Consider the following 16474-nt stretch of genomic DNA (forward strand, 5'->3'; position numbering starts at 1 on the left):
CACGCTCACGCCTCCCCCGAGAACCAGGCGCCCGCCGCCGCGATCTCCTCCTGGACGAAGCGCACCACGGCGCGCACGCGCGCACTGTCGGCGATGTCGCCGTGGGTGAAGAGCCAATAGCTGCGGGTGAGCCGAACCTCCTCGGGCAGCACCGGCACCAGTCCGGGGCGGTCGCGCGTCATGAACAACGGCAGGACGCACAGTCCGTGCCCCTCCTCGGTGATCGTGCGCTGCGTCACCAGCGACGAGCTCTGGATGCGCGCCTTCAGCCCCGGCAGCACCTCGTCGAGATAATCGAGCCCGCGCGTGAAGACGAGATCGTCGACGTAGCCGACGAAGGCGTGCCCCTCGAGATCGCGCCGCGCGGCGATCGGCGGCCGGCGGGCGAGATAGGTCGGCGCCGCGAAGAGGCCGAGCCGATAGTCGGTGAGCCGCGTGGTGACGAAACGGCTCTCCTTGGGCGGCGCCAGGCCGATCGCCACGTCGCCCTCGCGCCGCGACAGCGCGACGATCTGCTGGATCATCACCAGCTCGAGCCGGAGACGCGGATGTCGCTCGGCGAAGCGGCCGATGCGCGGCGCCAGGAACGAATTGCCGAACCCTTCGAGCGTGTTGATCCGGAGCGTACCGCTGATGCCGGCCTCCGGGCGCCCGACCCCTTCCGTCGCGGCGATCGCCTCCGCCTCCATCGCCTCGGCGTGGGTGATCAGCCGCTCGCCGGAGAGGGTGGTGAGATAGCCCTGGGGGGTGCGCTCGAACAGCTTCGCCCCGATCGCCGCCTCCAGCGCCGAGATGCGGCGGCTGACGGTCGCGTGGTCGGTGCCGAGTCGCCGCGCCGCGCCGGTCAGCGTGCCGACCTGGGCGACGGCGAGAAAGAAGCGCAGATCGTTCCAATCGAAACCGCGACGCATGCCTCTCGCACTTTCCCCTCGACCTGGGCCCACCCTGTGGGCATTTTGACACGGGCCTTGCGCGCGATGATCCCTGGATGTGGCGATTTGTCCATCCTAATCTCCGCGCCGTCCGATCAGGGAGGAAAAAACATGCGCGCTTACGGTCATTTCATCGGCGGTCAGCCGGTCGCGGGAACTTCGGGGCGCACCGCCCCCGTGTGGCAGCCGATGACCGGCGAACAGGTGGCGACCGTCGCCTTGGCCACGACCGCCGAGGTCCGCGCCGCCGTCGAAAACGCCAAGGCCGCGCAGCGCGACTGGGCGGCGGTCAATCCGCAGCGCCGCGCCCGTGTGCTGATGAAGTTCCTCGACCTCTGCAACACCCGCGCCGACGCGCTCTCCGAGCTTCTCGCCCGCGAGCACGGAAAGACGCTGCCCGATGCGCGCGGCGATCTCCAGCGCGGCCTCGAGGTGATCGAATTCGCCATCGGCGCGCCGCAGATGCTGAAGGGCGAGTTCACCTCCGACGCCGGCCCGGCGATCGACCTCTATTCGATGCGCCAGCCGCTCGGCGTCGTCGCCGGCATCTCGCCGTTCAACTTCCCCGCCATGATCCCCCTGTGGATGTGTGGGCCCGCCATCGCGAGCGGCAACGCCTTCGTGATGAAACCGTCCGAGCGCGACCCCGGCGTGCCGCTGATGTTCGCCGAACTGTGGATGGAGGCGGGTCTGCCGGCCGGCATCTTCAACGTGGTCAACGGCGACAAGGAGGCGGTCGACGCCGTCCTCGACGATCCCGACATCAAGGCGGTGTCCTTCGTCGGCTCGACCCCGATCGCGCAATACGTCTATGCCCGCGCCACCGCCAACGGCAAGCGCGCCCAGTGCTTCGGCGGCGCCAAGAACCATATGATCGTCATGCCCGACGCCGACATGGACAAGGCCGTCGACGCGCTGATCGGCGCCGGCTACGGCTCGGCCGGCGAGCGCTGCATGGCGATCTCGGTCGCGGTGCCGGTCGGCGCCGGCACCGCCGAGCGCCTGCTCGACAAGCTGGTGCCCCGCGTCGAGAGCCTCAAGGTCGGCCCCTCGACCGATGCTTCCGCCGATTTCGGCCCGGTGGTCACCGCCGCCCACATGGAGAAGGTCAAGGGCTACGTCGACCTCGGCGTCGCCGAGGGCGCGAAGCTCCTGGTCGACGGCCGCGGCTTCACCATGCAGGGCTACGAGAACGGCTTCTACGTCGGCGGCTGTCTCTTCGACCATGTCACGCCGGAGATGCGCATCTACAAGGAGGAGATCTTCGGACCCGTCCTGTCGATCGTCCGCCGCGACACCTACGAGGACGCTCTGGAGATCGTGAACGCCCACGAATACGGCAACGGCACCGCGATCTTCACCCAGGACGGCGACGCCGCTCGCGACTTCGCCGCTCGCGTCGAGGTCGGCATGGTCGGCATCAACGTGCCGATCCCGGTGCCGCTCTCCTACTACACCTTCGGCGGCTGGAAGCGTTCCTCCTTCGGCGACTTGAACCAGCACGGCGCCGACGGTTTCCGCTTCTGGACCAAGACCAAGACGGTGACCTCGCGCTGGGGCTCCGGCATCCGCTCCGGCGCGGAATTCTCGATCCCGACGATGAAGTGAGGCGAGGGCGTCTCCTCCCCGTTCGGGAGGATACGTCGCGTCATTTGGAACGGCACGAACCACCCCTCCCCTCAGGGGAGGGGCAGGGGTGGGGTGTATGCGGGACCGACGTGGTCCCTGCGCGCTCCCATCGTCCCGAGAAGACGGCGTGCCCTCGGGTCGCGTCCGCCACCGACCTGCGCGGATCGACGACGCCCGACCCCACCCCCGACCCCTCCCCTGAGGGGAGGGGGGCTCGCGGCCTCGCATCGTCATCGCAATCCGGCATGCGCCTTCGGGAGGAACCGATGGAAACCTTCGACTATGTGATCGTCGGCGGCGGCTCCGCCGGCTGCGTCCTCGCCAATCGGCTCTCCGCCGATCCGAAGATCCGCGTCGCGCTTCTCGAGGCCGGCGGCAAGGACGATTGGATCTGGTTCCACATCCCCGTCGGCTATCTCTTCGCCATCGGCAATCCCCGCGCCGACTGGTGCTTCCAGACCGAGCCCGATCCCGGCCTCAACGGCCGCAGCCTCAAATACCCGCGCGGCAAGGTCCTCGGCGGCTCCTCGGCGATCAACGCCATGCTCTATCTGCGCGGCCAGAGCCGCGACTACGACGGCTGGCGCCGGATCGGCCTCGACGGTTGGGGCTGGGACGACGTCTTCCCCGTCTTCAAGGCCCACGAGGATCACTTCCGGGGCGCGAGCCCGATCCACGGCGCCGGCGGCGAATGGCGGGTCGACGCCCCCCGCATGCGCTGGGAGATCCTCGACGCCTTCGCCGATGCGGCGGAAGAGTGCGGCATCCCCAAGGTCGCCGACTTCAACGGCGGCGACAACGAGGGCTCGTCCTATTTTCAGGTCAATCAGAAGAACGGGCGGCGCTGGTCGGCGGCGCGCGGCTTCCTGAAGCCGGCCGCCGATCGCCCCAATCTGACGGTGATCACCGGCGCGCTCGCCGACCGCGTCCTCTTCGAGGGGACCCGCGCCGTCGGCGTCGCCTATGTGAAGGCGGGCCGCGAGGAGCGCGTCGGCGCCTCGGCTGAGGTGATTCTCGCCGCCGGCGCGGTCGCCTCGCCGCCGATCCTCGAGCGCTCCGGCATCGGCGATCCCGCCCGCCTCGCCGAGCTCGGCGTGGCGACGGTGGCCGCCGTCCCCGGCGTCGGCGAGAACCTCCAGGACCACCTCCAGCTCCGCACCGTCTTCAAGGTCGAGGGCACCCGCACCCTCAACACCGACTATCCGAACCTCCTGAAACGCGCCTGGATGGGCCTCGAATACGCGCTCTTCCGGCGCGGCCCGCTCGCCATGGCGCCGTCGCAGTTCGGCGCCTTCACTCGCTCCTCGCCCGAGGTCGAGACGCCGAACCTCGAGTTCCACATTCAGCCGCTGTCGCTCGATCGCTTCGGCGAGCCGATGCATCCCTTCGCCGCCTTCACCGTCTCGGTCTGCAACCTGCGCCCGACCTCACGCGGCTCGATCCACGCCCGCTCGCGCGATCCCGCCGCCGCGCCGGTGATCCGGCCGAACTACCTCTCGACCGAAGAGGATCGCCGTGTCGCGGTCGAGAGCCTGCGCCTCGCCCGTCGGGTCGTCGCCGCCGCGCCGCTCGCCCGCTTCCGCCCGACCGAGCATCTGCCGGGAGCGGACCGTGTGAGCGACGCGGCTCTGGCGAAGGCCGCCGGCGACGTCGGCACGACGATCTTCCATCCGGTCGGCACCGCCAAGATGAGCACTGCCGACGATCCCGCCGCCGTCACCGACGCGCGCCTTCGGGTGCGCGGCGTCTCCGGCCTGCGCGTGGTCGATGCCTCGGTGATGCCGACGATCGTCTCCGGCAACACCAATTCGCCGACGATCATGATCGCCGACAAGGGCGCCGCGATGATCCTCGCCGACCGGGCCGGCCGGTGAGATCCGTTCTTTTCCGCAAGGGGAGGTAGGTCTCTACCGCAACCGGAGGGATCTCCGGGGAAAAGGCGAAACCGTCGGAGAACCGTCACACGGCTTGCGTCGAAATCTGCTCAAAGGTCGCCGATCGGGCGAGGTATCGGCCCGAAGCGAGCCGGTCGGAGACGCCCGCCATGTTCGACAGCTACCTGATCGAGATCGACGACGTCGAGGCCGGTCTCCTGATCCGCGACGGCGAGAGTTACGCCTTCCACGCGGTCGCGCCGCGCTTCCGCGCCTTCGAGGGCGCGCGCTTCGCCGATCCCTGGAGCGCCGAACGGGCGCTGCGTCGTCACGCCGAGCGGCCGACCCGCCCGGGCGGACGCAGCCGCGCCGCCGGCATGATCGGCCCTGAGCGTCCCCGCGATCGCAAGATCGGCTGAGCCGTCGTCTCAGCGCCGGCCGCGTCCGTTGCGGCCGGGCTTGCGCTCGCCGTTGCGGCGGACGAGCGCGATCGTGCGCGTGTAGAACGGGTCGCCGTCCTCGGCCTTGGAGAGCGCGATCACCGAGAGACCCTCGAGGCTCTGCATCAGCGCGAAGACCCGGCGCCGCGTCGCCGCGCCGAGGGCGCTCATGGCGTCGTCCATCACCACCCAGTCGGGCCGATGCAGCCACACCCGGGCGAAGGCGAGCAGCTGCTGGTCGTCGAAGGCGATGTCGCGGTCCCAGCGCAGGGTCTGATCGAGACAGACGGTCAGCCGCCCGAGCCCCACCGCCTCCAGCGCCCGGGTGATGTCCTCGATCGGATGCGCCCCCGGCGCGTCGGGATAGGCGAGCGCCTCGGCGAGCGTGCCGATCGGGAAATAGGGTCGTTCGGGCAGGAAGATCATGCGGTCGCGCGGCGGATGGCGGATGATGCCCTTGCCCCGTGACCACAGGCCCGCCATGGCGAGGAAGAGCGTGCTCTTGCCGGCGGCGGTCTCGCCGACGATCTGCACCCGCTCGCCGCGCTCGATGGCGACGTCGGGCGTTGCGAAACCGGAGCGCCCGCTGGGGAGTTTCAGCTCGAACCCTTTGAAACGCACGCCGTCGGTCGCGTCCTCGATACAGTCGAAGCGCCCGTTGCCGCCCGGCGCCCGGTCGAGCGCGGCGAGCGCCTCGTGCAGCGCCTCGACGCGCCTGAGCGTCGCCCGCCAATCGGCGATGCGCGAATAGTTGTCGACGAACCAGCGCAGCGACGACTGCACCTGATTGAAGGAATTGACCACCATCATCAGCCCGCCGAGCGACATGGCGCCGGAGAAATAGCCCGGCGCGGCGACGATCACCGGCACCACCAGCGCGAGCCAGCCGTAGCCGGAGGTGACCCAGGTGAGGCGGGCGAGATCGTTCACCAGACGCTGCATCGCCGCGAGGACGCGGCCGAACAGAACGTCGATGGTGCGCCGCTCGTCGGCCTCGCCGCCGTAGAGGGTGATGCCTTCCGCCGATTCGCCGATCCGGACCAGGGCGAAGCGCATGTCGGCCTCGCGGGCGTAGCGCGCCGCGTTGTCGTCGACCATCGGCCGCCCGACCCACCACGTCAGCGTCGATCCGGCGAGCGCGAAGGCGAGCGCGCACCACACCATGTAGCCGGGGATTCCGACGAGATGGCCGCCGATGTCGAACTTGACCTGTTCGGAGAGCACCCAGAGGACGCCGATGAAGGAGACGAGCAGCAGCGAGGCCTGGATCAGGCTGGCGCCGAGATCGGCGGTGAGTTCGGCGAGATGCCGGGTGTCCTCGTGGATGCGCTGATCGGGATTGGCTCCGACCTCGCCGGCGAAGGTGAGGAGATAGGAGCGTTTCGACACCAGCCACGCGTCGAGGAGATGCCGCGTCAGCCACGAGCGGAGCTGCACCTTGATCATCTCGGTGCCCCAGGTCTGGAACACCACCAGGACCAGGAGCGTGCCGGCGATGCGCAGGAAGTGCAGCGCCTCGGAGACGAAACCCGGCCAGTCGCGCCGCTCCAGCGCGTCGTAGAAGAGGCCCTGCCAGTCGTTGAGCCAGATCTGCGCGGCATTGTTGGCGATGATGGTGGAGACCAGCCCCAACACCAGCCAGGCGAGCGCCTTGCGCTCCGGCGCGCCGCGCATCCGCGCGAGGATCTGACGCACCTGCGCGAACGTTCCGCCGTGCGGCGCCAGCGTCGCGAGTGGAGGTTCGGCGGAAGTGTCGGCAGGGTCCGACATGGGGGCACCGTTTCGGTTCGATTTTATTCGTCTTTAGCGGATCCTACACGCCCACGTGTTGAAATGACGTTGAGGTGGCGCATGATCGCGGCCGCCTCAGACGAAGGCATGAGACGATGTCACGCATCACCGAATTGCTCGCCACCATGACTCTCGAGGAGAAGATCGGCCAGTTGGTCATGGTCTCCCTCGGTGCCGAGACCATCGTCACCGGGCCGCGCGCCGCCGAGGAGCCGACGGTCGAGGACGTCCGCTCCGGCCGGGTCGGCTCGGTCCTGAACCTCGTCGGACGCGACCGCATCCATGCGCTCCAGCGGGTCGCCGTCGAGGAGAGCCGGCTGAAGATCCCGCTGCTCTTCGGGCTCGACGTCGTCCACGGCTATTTCACCAACGCCCCGGTGCCGCTCGGCGAGACCGCCGCCTTCCGCCCGGACCTCTGGGAGAAGACCGCCCGTCTCGCCGCGGAAGAGGCCTGCGACGACGGCATCCACCTCACCTTCGCGCCGATGCTCGACTGCGCCCGCGATCCCCGTTGGGGCCGCATCGTCGAGGGGCCCGGCGAGGACCCGACCGTCGGCCGCGCCTTCGCCGCCGCCAAGGTGCGGGGCTTCCAGGGCGCCGACCCGGCGAGCCCGTGGTCGCTCGCCGCCACCGCCAAGCATTTCGCCGCCTATGGCGCCTGCACCGCCGGGCGCGACTACGCCTCGGTCGAGATTTCCGAGCGCACCCTGCACGAGGTCTATCTGCCCGCCTTCGAGGCGGCGGTGAAGGCCGGCTGCCTCGCCATCATGCCCGCCTTCGTCGACATCGCGGGACGGCCGATGTCGGGCGATCACGGCTTCCTCACCGATCTCGTTCGCGGTCGCTGGGGCTTCGAGGGGATCTACGTCTCCGATTACGACGCGGTCGGCGAACTGGTCGCCCACGGCGTCGCCGCCGACATGGTCGAGGCCGCCGCCATCGCACTGAAGGCCGGCATGGACCTCGACATGGAGAGCCGCGCCTATCCCGACGGCCTGAAGCCGGCGCTGGAACGCGGCCTGATCTCGATCGACCTGATCGACGAGACGGTCGCCCGCGTGCTCCGGGTCAAGGAACGCCTCGGCCTCTTCGAGGCGCCCTTCGGCCGAGGCGATCCGGCGCGCCCGGCCGCCTCCACCCGTGCCGAGCGCCGCGCGGTGGTGCGTGAGGCCGCCGCCGCCTCCGCCGTGCTGCTGACCAATCGCGGCCGTGTCCTGCCGCTCGCGCCCGAAGGCGGCCCGATCGCCCTGATCGGCCCCTTCGTCGACGACACCGCCCAGATGATCGGCCCCTGGAGCGGTCTCGGCGACCAGGACGAGATCGTCACGCTCACCGCCGGTTTCGCCGCCGCCTTCCCCGGGCGCGAGGTCCGCGTCGCCGAGGGCTGCGCCGCCGATCACGCCGAGGACGATGCCGGCGCGGCGTGCGACGCCATGCTGATCGCCGAGGCGGAAGCGCTTGCGACCACTTGCGACGTCGTCGTCCTGGCGCTCGGCGAGCCGAGCGAACTCTCCGGCGAGGCGGCGAGCCGCGCTCGGCCGGGCCTCACCGGCCGGCAGGCGGAGCTGGCGGCGCGCATCCTCGCCCTCGGCAAGCCCTGCGTCGTCGTGATGACCTGCGGTCGGCCGCTGATCGAGACCGAGCTTCTGAAGAAGGCCGACGCCACGCTCGTCGTCTGGTATCCCGGATCGGAGGGTGGCCGGGCCGTCGCCGACCTCGTCGCCGGCGCGGTGTCGCCCTCGGGCTCGCTGCCGGTCTCCTGGCCGCTCGACGTCGGTCAGATCCCGGTCTTCTTCGGCGAGCGGCCGTCCGGGCGGCCCTTCGTGCTCGGCGAGCACTTCACCACCCAATATCTCGACGTCCCCAACACGCCGCTCTTCCCGTTCGGCCACGGCCTCTCCTATGCCGATTTCGGCCTGGAGGCGCCGCGTCCGTCGAGCCCCGCCTTCCGGGCCGGCGAGGGGGTCGTGGTGACGACGAGAGTGACCAATCGCGGCGCCCGCGCCGGGGCGACCACGGTCTTCCTCTTCTCCCGCGACGTCGTCGCCTCGACCGCGCGGCCGCTCCTCGAGCTGAAACGCTTCGAGACGATCGAATTGGCGGCCGGCGAGACGCGCGACCTCGCCTTCACGCTGACGGCGGCGGATTTCGTCCTGCTCGGGCCCGATCTGGAACCGCGTCTGGAGCCCGGCCGTTTCGACCTCTCGGTCGGCTTCTCCGCCGATCGCGCGAGCCTGAAGACGGTCTCCGTCGAGCTCCTCGCCGAGCCTGCGGTGGCGTGAACCGCCGTCAGACCCGGGACGGCCGCGCCGGCAGCATCACCACGCCGGCGAAGGCGAGGGCGGCGGCGACCATCACCATCAGCGACGCCTCGCCGCCGCCGAGACCGGAGGCGACGAGGCCGAAGACGATGCCGCCGACCTGCTGCGAGATGCCGAGCCAGGCGGAGGCCTGCCCGGCGGCTTCCGGGAACGGCCGCATGGCGATCGCCGTCGCCATAGGCTGGGCGAGGCCCCAGCCGAGATAGAACGGCAGCAGGGCGATCAGCACCGGCAGCCAATGGGTCACCCCGGCGGTGATGACCGCGAGCGGGGCGATCGTGCCGAAGACGACGGCGCCGGCGGCGGCGCGGAGCACCCGGCTCGCGGGCTGGGTGCGGACGAGCCGCATGGCGAGCATGTTGCCGGAGAGGAAGCCGGCGGACCCGGCCATGTAGACCAGCGACGCCTGGAACTTGGTGATGCCGAGCGTGCCGACCATCAGGAAGGCCGAGGTGGTGAGCCAGACGAACAGCACGCCGTAACCGCCCGCCAGCGCCAGCGCCCCCACCACGAAGGCGCGGGTCCGCACGAAATGGCGCAGCGCCTGGAGGATACCGATCCGCTCGGCGCCGTGGACGTGCGGCGGCCGCGTCTCCGGCAGGCGCCGCCACAGGATCGGCAGCAGCACGCCGCCGTAGATCACCAGCGTCGACAACGCCCCGCGCCAACCGGCGACCTGGGCGACCAGCGTGCCGATCACCGGGGCGACCAGCGGGACGATGCCGAAGAGGGCGCCGACCTTGGCGAGCGCGCGGCCGCCGTTCTCCGGCGGCACCGTGTCGCGGATCAGGGTTCGGGCGATGATCGGGCCGGTCGCCGCCGCCGCGCCCTGGACGAAGCGCGCCGCGACCAGCAGGGCGAGCGACGGCGCCGAGATCGCAGCCAGCGAGGCGACCAGATAGACGGCGACGCCGACCAGGACCACCGGCCGCCGGCCGAACCGATCGGCGAGGCGGCCGAGCACCAGATGGGCGAGGGCGAAGCCGACGGTGAAGGCCAACATGGTCTGTTGGACGCCGGCCACCTCCACCCCGAACTCGTGACCGAGATCGACCATCGCCGTCAGATAGACGTCGGTGGAGAAGGGAAGGATGCCGAGCAGGCCCGCCGCCGAATAGGTGATCGTGGCGGAAGCGCCGTCGGCCGTGGGGCGGGCGGAGGGGGGCAGGTCGGGGCGGTGCGGAGCGGTCATCGGCACTTTCGTCGGGAGCGAGGCCGAACCGCGCGCGGCCCGACGATCTTCTCGATAGCCGGTTTCGCGCGCGCTCGCACGCGCGACGCGACGCATGGCTCCTTTGTTCGCGCCCGCGTTTCACGGGGAGAGGAGGTCCGCCCCGCCTCAGGCGAGGGAGATCACCACCCCGTCGTCGCCCGCCAGCATCAGCCGCGCGCCGACGATCTCGCCGTCGCGTCCGCCCTTGGAGGAGAGCACGATCTGCCCGCCGCTCGCTTCCGGGATCGAGGTCTCGATCAGATCCGAGCCGAGATTGAGGACGATCACGAAGCGCTCGTCGCCGTGCCGCCGCTCGAAGGCGAGGAGATCCCCCGCCGCGACGAGAACCCGAACGTCGCCGATCGACAGCGCCTCATGGGCGCGGCGAAGCTTCAGGAGCCGGCGATGCAGCGTCAGCATCGAGGCGGGGTCGGCCGCCTCCACCGCGACGTTCACGCTCTCCCACCCCGGTACCAGCGGCAGCCACGGCTCGACGGTGGAGAACCCGGCGAAGGGCGAGGCGTCCCATTGCATCGGCGTGCGGGCGATGTCGCGATTGTGGTCGGGCAGGCCAGGCTCGTTCTTCTCTTGCGGGTCGCGGATCCGATCGGGCGGGATGACGCCGTTCGAAAGGCCGATCTCGTCACCCTGGAAGAGCGTCGGCGTGCCGCGCGCGGTCAGAAGGAACATCGCCGCGACCCGTGCCTGGGCGGCGCCGAGCCGCGAGACGACGCGGGCATTGTCGTGATTGCCGAGCACCCAGTTCGGCCAGGCCCCCGGAGGCAGCCGGCGCTCGTATTCCTCGATCAGCCAGCCGACCGTCTCGGCCTTCCACGGGTCCATCAGGAGATGGAAGTTGAACGGCAGATGCGCCCCGTCGAGGTCCTCGCCGTAATAGGCGCACATCCGCTCGATGGTCAGATAGAGCTCGCCGATCATCAGCTTGTCGGGGAACTCGTCGATCACCTTGCGGAAGCCCTTGACCAGATCGATCACCCCGGGCTGGTCGCAGGTCATGATCTGCAGGATGTGGCGCACCTCCGGCTCGTCGGGGGTCCAGTCGGGATTGGGCGGGTTGTCGCGGAAGTCGGGGTCTTTCAGGAGATGCCAGATCACGTCGACCCGGAACCCGTCGACGCCGCGCTTCAGCCAGAACCGCAGCACGTCGTGCATCGCCGCGACCACGGCGGGGTTGCGCCAATTGAGGTCGGGCTGCTCCTTGAGGAAGGCGTGGTAGTACCACTGCCCGCGCGCCGCCGACCATTCCCAGCCGATGCCGCCGAACATCGAGCGCCAATTGTTGGGCGGTCCGCCGTCCGGCGCCGGATCGTGCCAGATGTACCAATCGGCCTTGGGATTGGTGCGCGAGGAGGCGCTCTCCAGGAACCACGGATGCCGATCGGAGGTGTGGTTCGGAACGAAGTCGAGGATCAGTTTCATGCCGCGCGCATGCAGCGCCTCGATCAGCCGGTCGAGATCGGAAAGCGTGCCGAAGCGCGGATCGACGTCGCAATAGTCGGCGACGTCATAGCCGAAATCGGCCATCGGCGAGACATAGACCGGCGACAACCACACCGCGTCGACGCCGAGCGCGACCAGATGGTCGAGACGGGAGAGAATACCGGGGATGTCGCCGACCCCGTCGCCGGTCGTGTCCTGGAAGGACCACGGATAGATCTGGTAGACGACACCACTCCGCCACCAGGGCACGCTTGCGTCTCTGCCGTTCGCGATCATGCTCGGCCTCCCTGGACCGGCGCCCCGCCCTCATGCTCGGGCAACGGTATCATCATGCCACGAAACGGACTTTCCCGACAGTCGTAGAGCGTCGTAGGCCGCGCGCCTCGGGAACGAACGGCGCGGGTCGAGGCGTGGGTGAACGGACCCGGCGCCCGGCGCGGACGCGTCGGCCGGTCGCGGGCGCCGAGCCGGCGCACGCACGAGCTGCGCGAGCGCATTTACAACTAATAGATGTTACTTCATGGATTTTTAATATCGAAGATTGCATTCTTCGCGGCGAACGGAGGGCTTCGCCGATGCCGGAAATCGTCCGCTATCCCACGTCCGAACGCCTTCGCGCGCGTTACGGATCGCTCGCCGGCGCGCGAACTCCGCCGCCCGGCCGGTCGTGGCGTCCGAGCCGGCTCGTCTCCGCCGCCGTGTGGGTGGCGATCGCGGCCTTCGCCGTCGGCGTGCACCAGCTCGCCCAGACCGGGACCTTTTCGCGCCTGATCGACGTCGTCGCCCCGCCCGCGACCGAGACCGCCGCCGCCGCCGCCGACACGCTGGTCGGCGCCTTCACCCTCTGCGGCAGCGGCCACCGCGTCGATTGCGTCGTCGACGGCGACACCTTCTGGCATCGCGGCGTCAAGATCCGCATCGCCGACATCGACACGCCCGAGTTGAGCCCGCCGCGTTGCGAGGCGGAGCGCATCAAGGGCGAGGCGGCGAAACGGCGTCTCCAGGCCCTGCTCAACGCCGGCCCGTTCTCGCTGACGGCGAGTGGTCGCGACGAAGACCGCTACGGGCGCAAACTGCGCAGCGTCCGGCGCGGCGGCGTCTCCTTCGGCGAGGTTCTGATCCGCGAGGGTCTGGCGCGGCGTTGGGACGGCGCCCGCCATTCCTGGTGCGGCTGAGACGACGACGAGGGGCCGCGGCCCCTCGTCCGGATCTCGATCGGCTCGGAAAGCCTCAGTGACGGATCAGATGATCGAAGGCCGAGAGCGCCGCGGTGGCGCCGGCGCCCATGGCGATGATGATCTGCTTGTAGGGCACGGTGGTGGCGTCGCCGGCGGCGAAGACGCCGGGCACCGAGGTCGCGCCACGCGCGTCGATCTCGATCTCCTTGCGATTGGAGAGCGCGACCGTCCCGTCGAGCCATTCCGAATTCGGCAGCAGGCCGATCTGCACGAAGATGCCTTCCAGCTCGATCTTGTGGACGTCGCCGGAGACGCGATCCTCATAGGTGATCGCCGTCACCTTCTCGCCGTCGCCGATCACCGCGGTGGTGCGGGCGGAGACGACGATCGTCACGTTGGGGAGCGAGCGCAGCTTCTTCTGCAGAACCTCGTCGGCGCGCAGCCTGGAGTCGAATTCGAGCAGGGTGACGTGGGAGACGATGCCGGCGAGATCGATCGCCGCCTCGACGCCGGAGTTGCCGCCGCCGATCACCGCCACGCGCTTGCCCTTGAACAGCGGCCCGTCGCAGTGCGGACAGAAGCACACGCCCTTGGCCTTGTATTCGGCCTCGCCCGGCACGCCCATCTCGCGCCAGCGCGCGCCGGTGGTCAGGATCACCGACTTGGAGCGGAGCATCGCTCCGGAAGCGAGCTTCACCGTGATCGGATCGCCCGGGGTCGCCGCCGGCACCAGCCCGGTCGCCCGCTGCAGGTTCATCACGTCGACCTCGTAGTCGGCGACGTGGCGCTCCAGCGCGGCGGCGAGCTTCGGCCCCTCGGTGTGCGGCACCGAGATGAAGTTCTCGATCGCCATCGTGTCGAGCACCTGCCCGCCGAAGCGCTCGGCGACCACGCCGGTCCTGATGCCCTTGCGCGCCGCATAGATCGCCGCCGCCGCCCCGGCCGGCCCACCGCCGACCACCAGAACGTCGAACACGCCCTTCTCGGCGATCGCCGCCGCCGCGCGCTCGGAGGCGCCGGTGTCGAGCTTGGCGACGATCTCCTCGAGGCTCATGCGGCCCTGGCCGAACGGAGCGCCGTTCAGGAGCACGGTCGGCACGGCCATGATCTTCTCGGCCTCGACCTCGGCCTGATACATCGAGCCCTCGACCATCGTGTGGCGGATCGACGGGTTGAGCGAGGCCATCAGGTTCAGCGCCTGGACCACGTCCGGGCAGTTCTGGCAGGTGAGCGAGACATAGGTGACGAATTCGAGCGGGCCGGTCAGAGCCTTGGCCGCGGCGAGCGTCTCCTCGTTCTCCTTGGCGGGATGGCCGCCGGTATGGAGCAGGGCGAGGACCAGCGAGGTGAATTCATGGCCCATCGGCAGGCCGGCGAAGCGGATCCGCGCGGTCTCGCCGGGCACCCCGACCGAGAACGAGGGCGTGCGCACATCGGTGCCGTCGAAGCGGATCGCGACCTTGTCGGAGCAGTCGGCGATGTCGACCAGGAGATCACGCATCTGGTTGGAGCCGGCGTCGTCACCGAGCGTGCCGACCAGTTCGATCGGGCGCCGGAGGCGTTCGAGATAGGCCTTCAACTGAGCCTTGATGCCTTGGTCGAGCATGGCGTTTCTCCGGTTCTTCTGAAATTCGGTCGCAAGGAAGGGACGTCGGAGGTGTGAAGCTCCGACGGCTCGTCGTCACCATCGATGTTGGGGGGAGGGCGGGTCGTCGGGGGCACCCGGAGCCCGAAGGCTCCGGGGCGTCGTCGAAGGCGTCGAGATCAGATCTTGCCGACCAGCTCGAGCGAGGGGGAGAGGGTGGCCTCACCCGGGGTCCACTTGGCCGGGCAGACCTCGCCCGGATGCGAGGCGACGTACTGCGCCGCCTGCACCTTGCGGAAGAGCTCCTTGGCGTCACGGCCGATGCCGAGATCGTGGATCTCGCAGACCTTGATGATGCCGTCCGGATCGATCACGAAGGTGCCGCGCAGCGCCAGGCCGGCGTCCTCGATCATCACGTCGAAGTTGCGCGAGATCACGCCGGTCGGGTCGCCGACCATCGGATACTTGATCTTCTTGATGGTGTCGGAGGCGTCGTGCCAGGCCTTGTGGGTGAAGTGCGTGTCGGTCGAGACCGAGTAGCACTCGACGCCGATCTTCTGGAACTCCGGATAGAGATCGGCCAGATCGCCGAGCTCGGTCGGGCAGACGAAGGTGAAGTCGGCCGGATAGAAGAAGACCACGGACCACTTGCCCTTGAGATCGGCCTCGGTGATGTCCGCGAACTTGCCGTTGTGATAGACGGTGGCCTTGAACGGCTTCACTTCCGTGTTGATCAGAGGCATTTTCTCTCTCCTGTTCGGTCGTCGCTCGACGACCCGATCCTTCTGGCGCTTCGGCGGCGATGCCGCCCACAGATCCCGTTTCCGTCTCCGGCGCGCGGCGCCGAAGTCGGTTCCGAAGACCCGAGTTTTCCGGCTCGGGGACACGCGCGGCGCCCTCGAGTGATTGCAGGCTACCCTCGGGGGTGGCATCGTTCAAATAGATTGTCTCTGTTTTTTTCATAGGCGGAGCCGATGGTTTCGCTCCTCCTCCACGATCCCGCCGCGCTCGGGCGCCGCCACCGCTGCACGGCCGGGCGAAGAGTGCTATCGATCGGCGAAAGGGGGATCGAGACGCGATCCGCCGCCGATCAGAGAGAGAGCGCACATGAAACTGCTCCGTCACGGCCCGCGCGGCGCCGAAAAGCCGGGACTTCTCGACGCCACCGGCCGCATCCGCGATCTCTCCGGGGTGATCGACGACGTCGCCGGCGCGGCCCTCGCCCCGGACACGCTCGCCCGCCTCGCCGCGATCGACCCGGCGACCCTGCCGCTCGTCGCCGAGGGCACCCGTATCGGTCCCTGCGTCGGGCGGGTCGGCAAATTCGTGGCGATCGGTCTCAACTATTCCGAACACGCCGCCGAGGCGGGTATGGCGATCCCGAAGGAGCCGGTGGTCTTCATGAAGGCGACCAGCTGCATCTCCGGCCCGAACGACGACGTGATCGCCCCGCGCGACTTCACCAAACTCGATTGGGAGGTCGAACTCGGCGTCGTCATCGGCACCGAGGCTCGCTATGTCACCAAGGAGGCCGCGCTCGGCCACGTCGCCGGATACTGCGTCGTCAACGACGTCTCCGAACGCGCCTTCCAGGCCGAGCGCGGCGGCACCTGGGACAAGGGCAAGGGCTGCGACACCTTCGGCCCGATCGGCCCCTGGCTGGCGACCCGCGACGAGGTGCCCGATCCGCAGAACTTGCGCCTGTGGCTCTCCGTCGACGGCGTCATGCGCCAGGACGGCTCGACCAAGACGATGATCTTCCCCGTCGCCGAGCTGGTCTCCTACGTGTCGCAGTTCATGAGCCTCCAACCCGGCGACGTCATCACCACCGGCACGCCCTCCGGCGTCGGCATGGGGGTGAAGCCCGAGCCGGTCTTCCTCGCCGTCGGCCAGACGATGCGCCTCGGCGTCGAGGGGCTCGGAGAACAGACCCAGACGGTGGTCGCCCCCGTCTGAGCCCGATCCGCGCCGAAGGGCGGCGTCGCGACTTGACCGAGAGGGTGGGGAGAGGCATTCCCCACCCGCGAACCCGAGATCGAAAGAGCCCGCC

Annotated in this window: 12 protein-coding genes; 6 read left to right on the forward strand and 6 right to left on the reverse strand. The window is 69.5% G+C overall.

Annotated features, from left to right (window positions below):
• Positions 1-5: 5 nt before the first annotated feature.
• Entirely contained in the window at positions 6-911 is a 906-nt protein-coding gene (locus J3S89_RS16070) for a LysR family transcriptional regulator (protein WP_217928755.1), read from the reverse strand.
• A gap of 132 nt (positions 912-1043) precedes the next feature.
• Here J3S89_RS16070 and J3S89_RS16075 point away from each other — a divergent pair, with 132 nt between their 5' ends.
• The 3 genes from J3S89_RS16075 to J3S89_RS16085 all read left to right on the forward strand — a co-directional run bounded on the left by J3S89_RS16075 (position 1044) and on the right by J3S89_RS16085 (position 4854).
• Positions 1044-2540, forward strand: coding sequence for a CoA-acylating methylmalonate-semialdehyde dehydrogenase (locus J3S89_RS16075; RefSeq protein ID WP_217928757.1), 1497 nt, complete (start codon positions 1044-1046; stop codon positions 2538-2540).
• 287 nt (positions 2541-2827) lie between these two features.
• A complete protein-coding gene (locus tag J3S89_RS16080) occupies positions 2828-4435 on the forward strand; it encodes a GMC family oxidoreductase (protein ID WP_217928759.1) in 1608 nt (535 codons plus the stop codon).
• Positions 4436-4605: 170 nt separating this feature from the next.
• Complete coding sequence (locus J3S89_RS16085) at positions 4606-4854, forward strand: hypothetical protein (RefSeq protein WP_217928761.1); 249 nt, start codon at positions 4606-4608, stop codon at positions 4852-4854.
• Positions 4855-4863: 9 nt separating this feature from the next.
• Here J3S89_RS16085 and J3S89_RS16090 read toward each other — a convergent pair whose 3' ends face one another.
• Positions 4864-6645 carry an ABC transporter ATP-binding protein/permease gene (locus J3S89_RS16090; RefSeq protein ID WP_217928762.1) on the reverse strand — a complete coding sequence of 594 codons (1782 nt, stop codon included), beginning with the start codon at positions 6643-6645 and terminating at the stop codon, positions 4864-4866.
• 116 nt (positions 6646-6761) lie between these two features.
• Between J3S89_RS16090 and J3S89_RS16095 the strand changes: the two genes are divergently transcribed.
• Positions 6762-8948, forward strand: coding sequence for a glycoside hydrolase family 3 N-terminal domain-containing protein (locus J3S89_RS16095; protein ID WP_217928763.1), 2187 nt, complete (start codon positions 6762-6764; stop codon positions 8946-8948).
• A 7-nt stretch (positions 8949-8955) separates the two neighbouring features.
• Here J3S89_RS16095 and J3S89_RS16100 read toward each other — a convergent pair whose 3' ends face one another.
• Complete coding sequence (locus J3S89_RS16100) at positions 8956-10179, reverse strand: multidrug effflux MFS transporter (protein WP_217928764.1); 1224 nt, start codon at positions 10177-10179, stop codon at positions 8956-8958.
• 147 nt (positions 10180-10326) lie between these two features.
• A complete protein-coding gene (locus J3S89_RS16105; protein ID WP_217928765.1) occupies positions 10327-11937 on the reverse strand; it encodes an alpha-amylase family glycosyl hydrolase in 1611 nt (536 codons plus the stop codon).
• Between the two features lie 455 nt (positions 11938-12392).
• Here J3S89_RS16105 and J3S89_RS16110 point away from each other — a divergent pair, with 455 nt between their 5' ends.
• On the forward strand, positions 12393-12836 hold the full coding sequence (locus tag J3S89_RS16110) for a thermonuclease family protein (RefSeq protein WP_420801341.1): 444 nt from the start codon (positions 12393-12395) through the stop codon (positions 12834-12836).
• A 55-nt stretch (positions 12837-12891) separates the two neighbouring features.
• On the opposite strand, the gene ahpF is transcribed toward J3S89_RS16110, so the two are convergent.
• Both ahpF and ahpC read right to left on the reverse strand, forming a co-directional pair.
• Complete coding sequence (ahpF, locus tag J3S89_RS16115) at positions 12892-14445, reverse strand: alkyl hydroperoxide reductase subunit F (RefSeq protein WP_217928767.1); 1554 nt, start codon at positions 14443-14445, stop codon at positions 12892-12894.
• A gap of 158 nt (positions 14446-14603) precedes the next feature.
• Positions 14604-15167: an alkyl hydroperoxide reductase subunit C gene (gene ahpC / locus J3S89_RS16120; protein ID WP_217928768.1), complete on the reverse strand. Its 564-nt coding sequence runs from the start codon at positions 15165-15167 to the stop codon at positions 14604-14606.
• 364 nt (positions 15168-15531) lie between these two features.
• Between ahpC and J3S89_RS16125 the strand changes: the two genes are divergently transcribed.
• Positions 15532-16380 carry a fumarylacetoacetate hydrolase family protein gene (locus J3S89_RS16125; RefSeq protein ID WP_217928769.1) on the forward strand — a complete coding sequence of 283 codons (849 nt, stop codon included), beginning with the start codon at positions 15532-15534 and terminating at the stop codon, positions 16378-16380.
• The last annotated feature ends 94 nt before the right edge of the window (positions 16381-16474 follow it).

The sequence above is a fragment of the Pinisolibacter aquiterrae genome (assembly GCF_019160155.1).
Lineage (GTDB): Bacteria > Pseudomonadota > Alphaproteobacteria > Rhizobiales > Ancalomicrobiaceae > Pinisolibacter > Pinisolibacter aquiterrae.

Coding starts and splice junctions, on each gene's coding strand:
- J3S89_RS16090 (WP_217928762.1), bottom strand. CDS start 6,645: ATGTCGGACCCTGCCGACACTTCCGCCGAACCTCCACTCGCGACGCTG.
- J3S89_RS16100 (WP_217928764.1), bottom strand. CDS start 10,179: ATGACCGCTCCGCACCGCCCCGACCTGCCCCCCTCCGCCCGCCCCACG.
- J3S89_RS16080 (WP_217928759.1), top strand. CDS start 2,828: ATGGAAACCTTCGACTATGTGATCGTCGGCGGCGGCTCCGCCGGCTGC.
- J3S89_RS16075 (WP_217928757.1), top strand. CDS start 1,044: ATGCGCGCTTACGGTCATTTCATCGGCGGTCAGCCGGTCGCGGGAACT.
- J3S89_RS16095 (WP_217928763.1), top strand. CDS start 6,762: ATGTCACGCATCACCGAATTGCTCGCCACCATGACTCTCGAGGAGAAG.
- J3S89_RS16125 (WP_217928769.1), top strand. CDS start 15,532: ATGAAACTGCTCCGTCACGGCCCGCGCGGCGCCGAAAAGCCGGGACTT.
- J3S89_RS16070 (WP_217928755.1), bottom strand. CDS start 911: ATGCGTCGCGGTTTCGATTGGAACGATCTGCGCTTCTTTCTCGCCGTC.
- J3S89_RS16105 (WP_217928765.1), bottom strand. CDS start 11,937: ATGATCGCGAACGGCAGAGACGCAAGCGTGCCCTGGTGGCGGAGTGGT.
- ahpC (WP_217928768.1), bottom strand. CDS start 15,167: ATGCCTCTGATCAACACGGAAGTGAAGCCGTTCAAGGCCACCGTCTAT.
- J3S89_RS16085 (WP_217928761.1), top strand. CDS start 4,606: ATGTTCGACAGCTACCTGATCGAGATCGACGACGTCGAGGCCGGTCTC.
- ahpF (WP_217928767.1), bottom strand. CDS start 14,445: ATGCTCGACCAAGGCATCAAGGCTCAGTTGAAGGCCTATCTCGAACGC.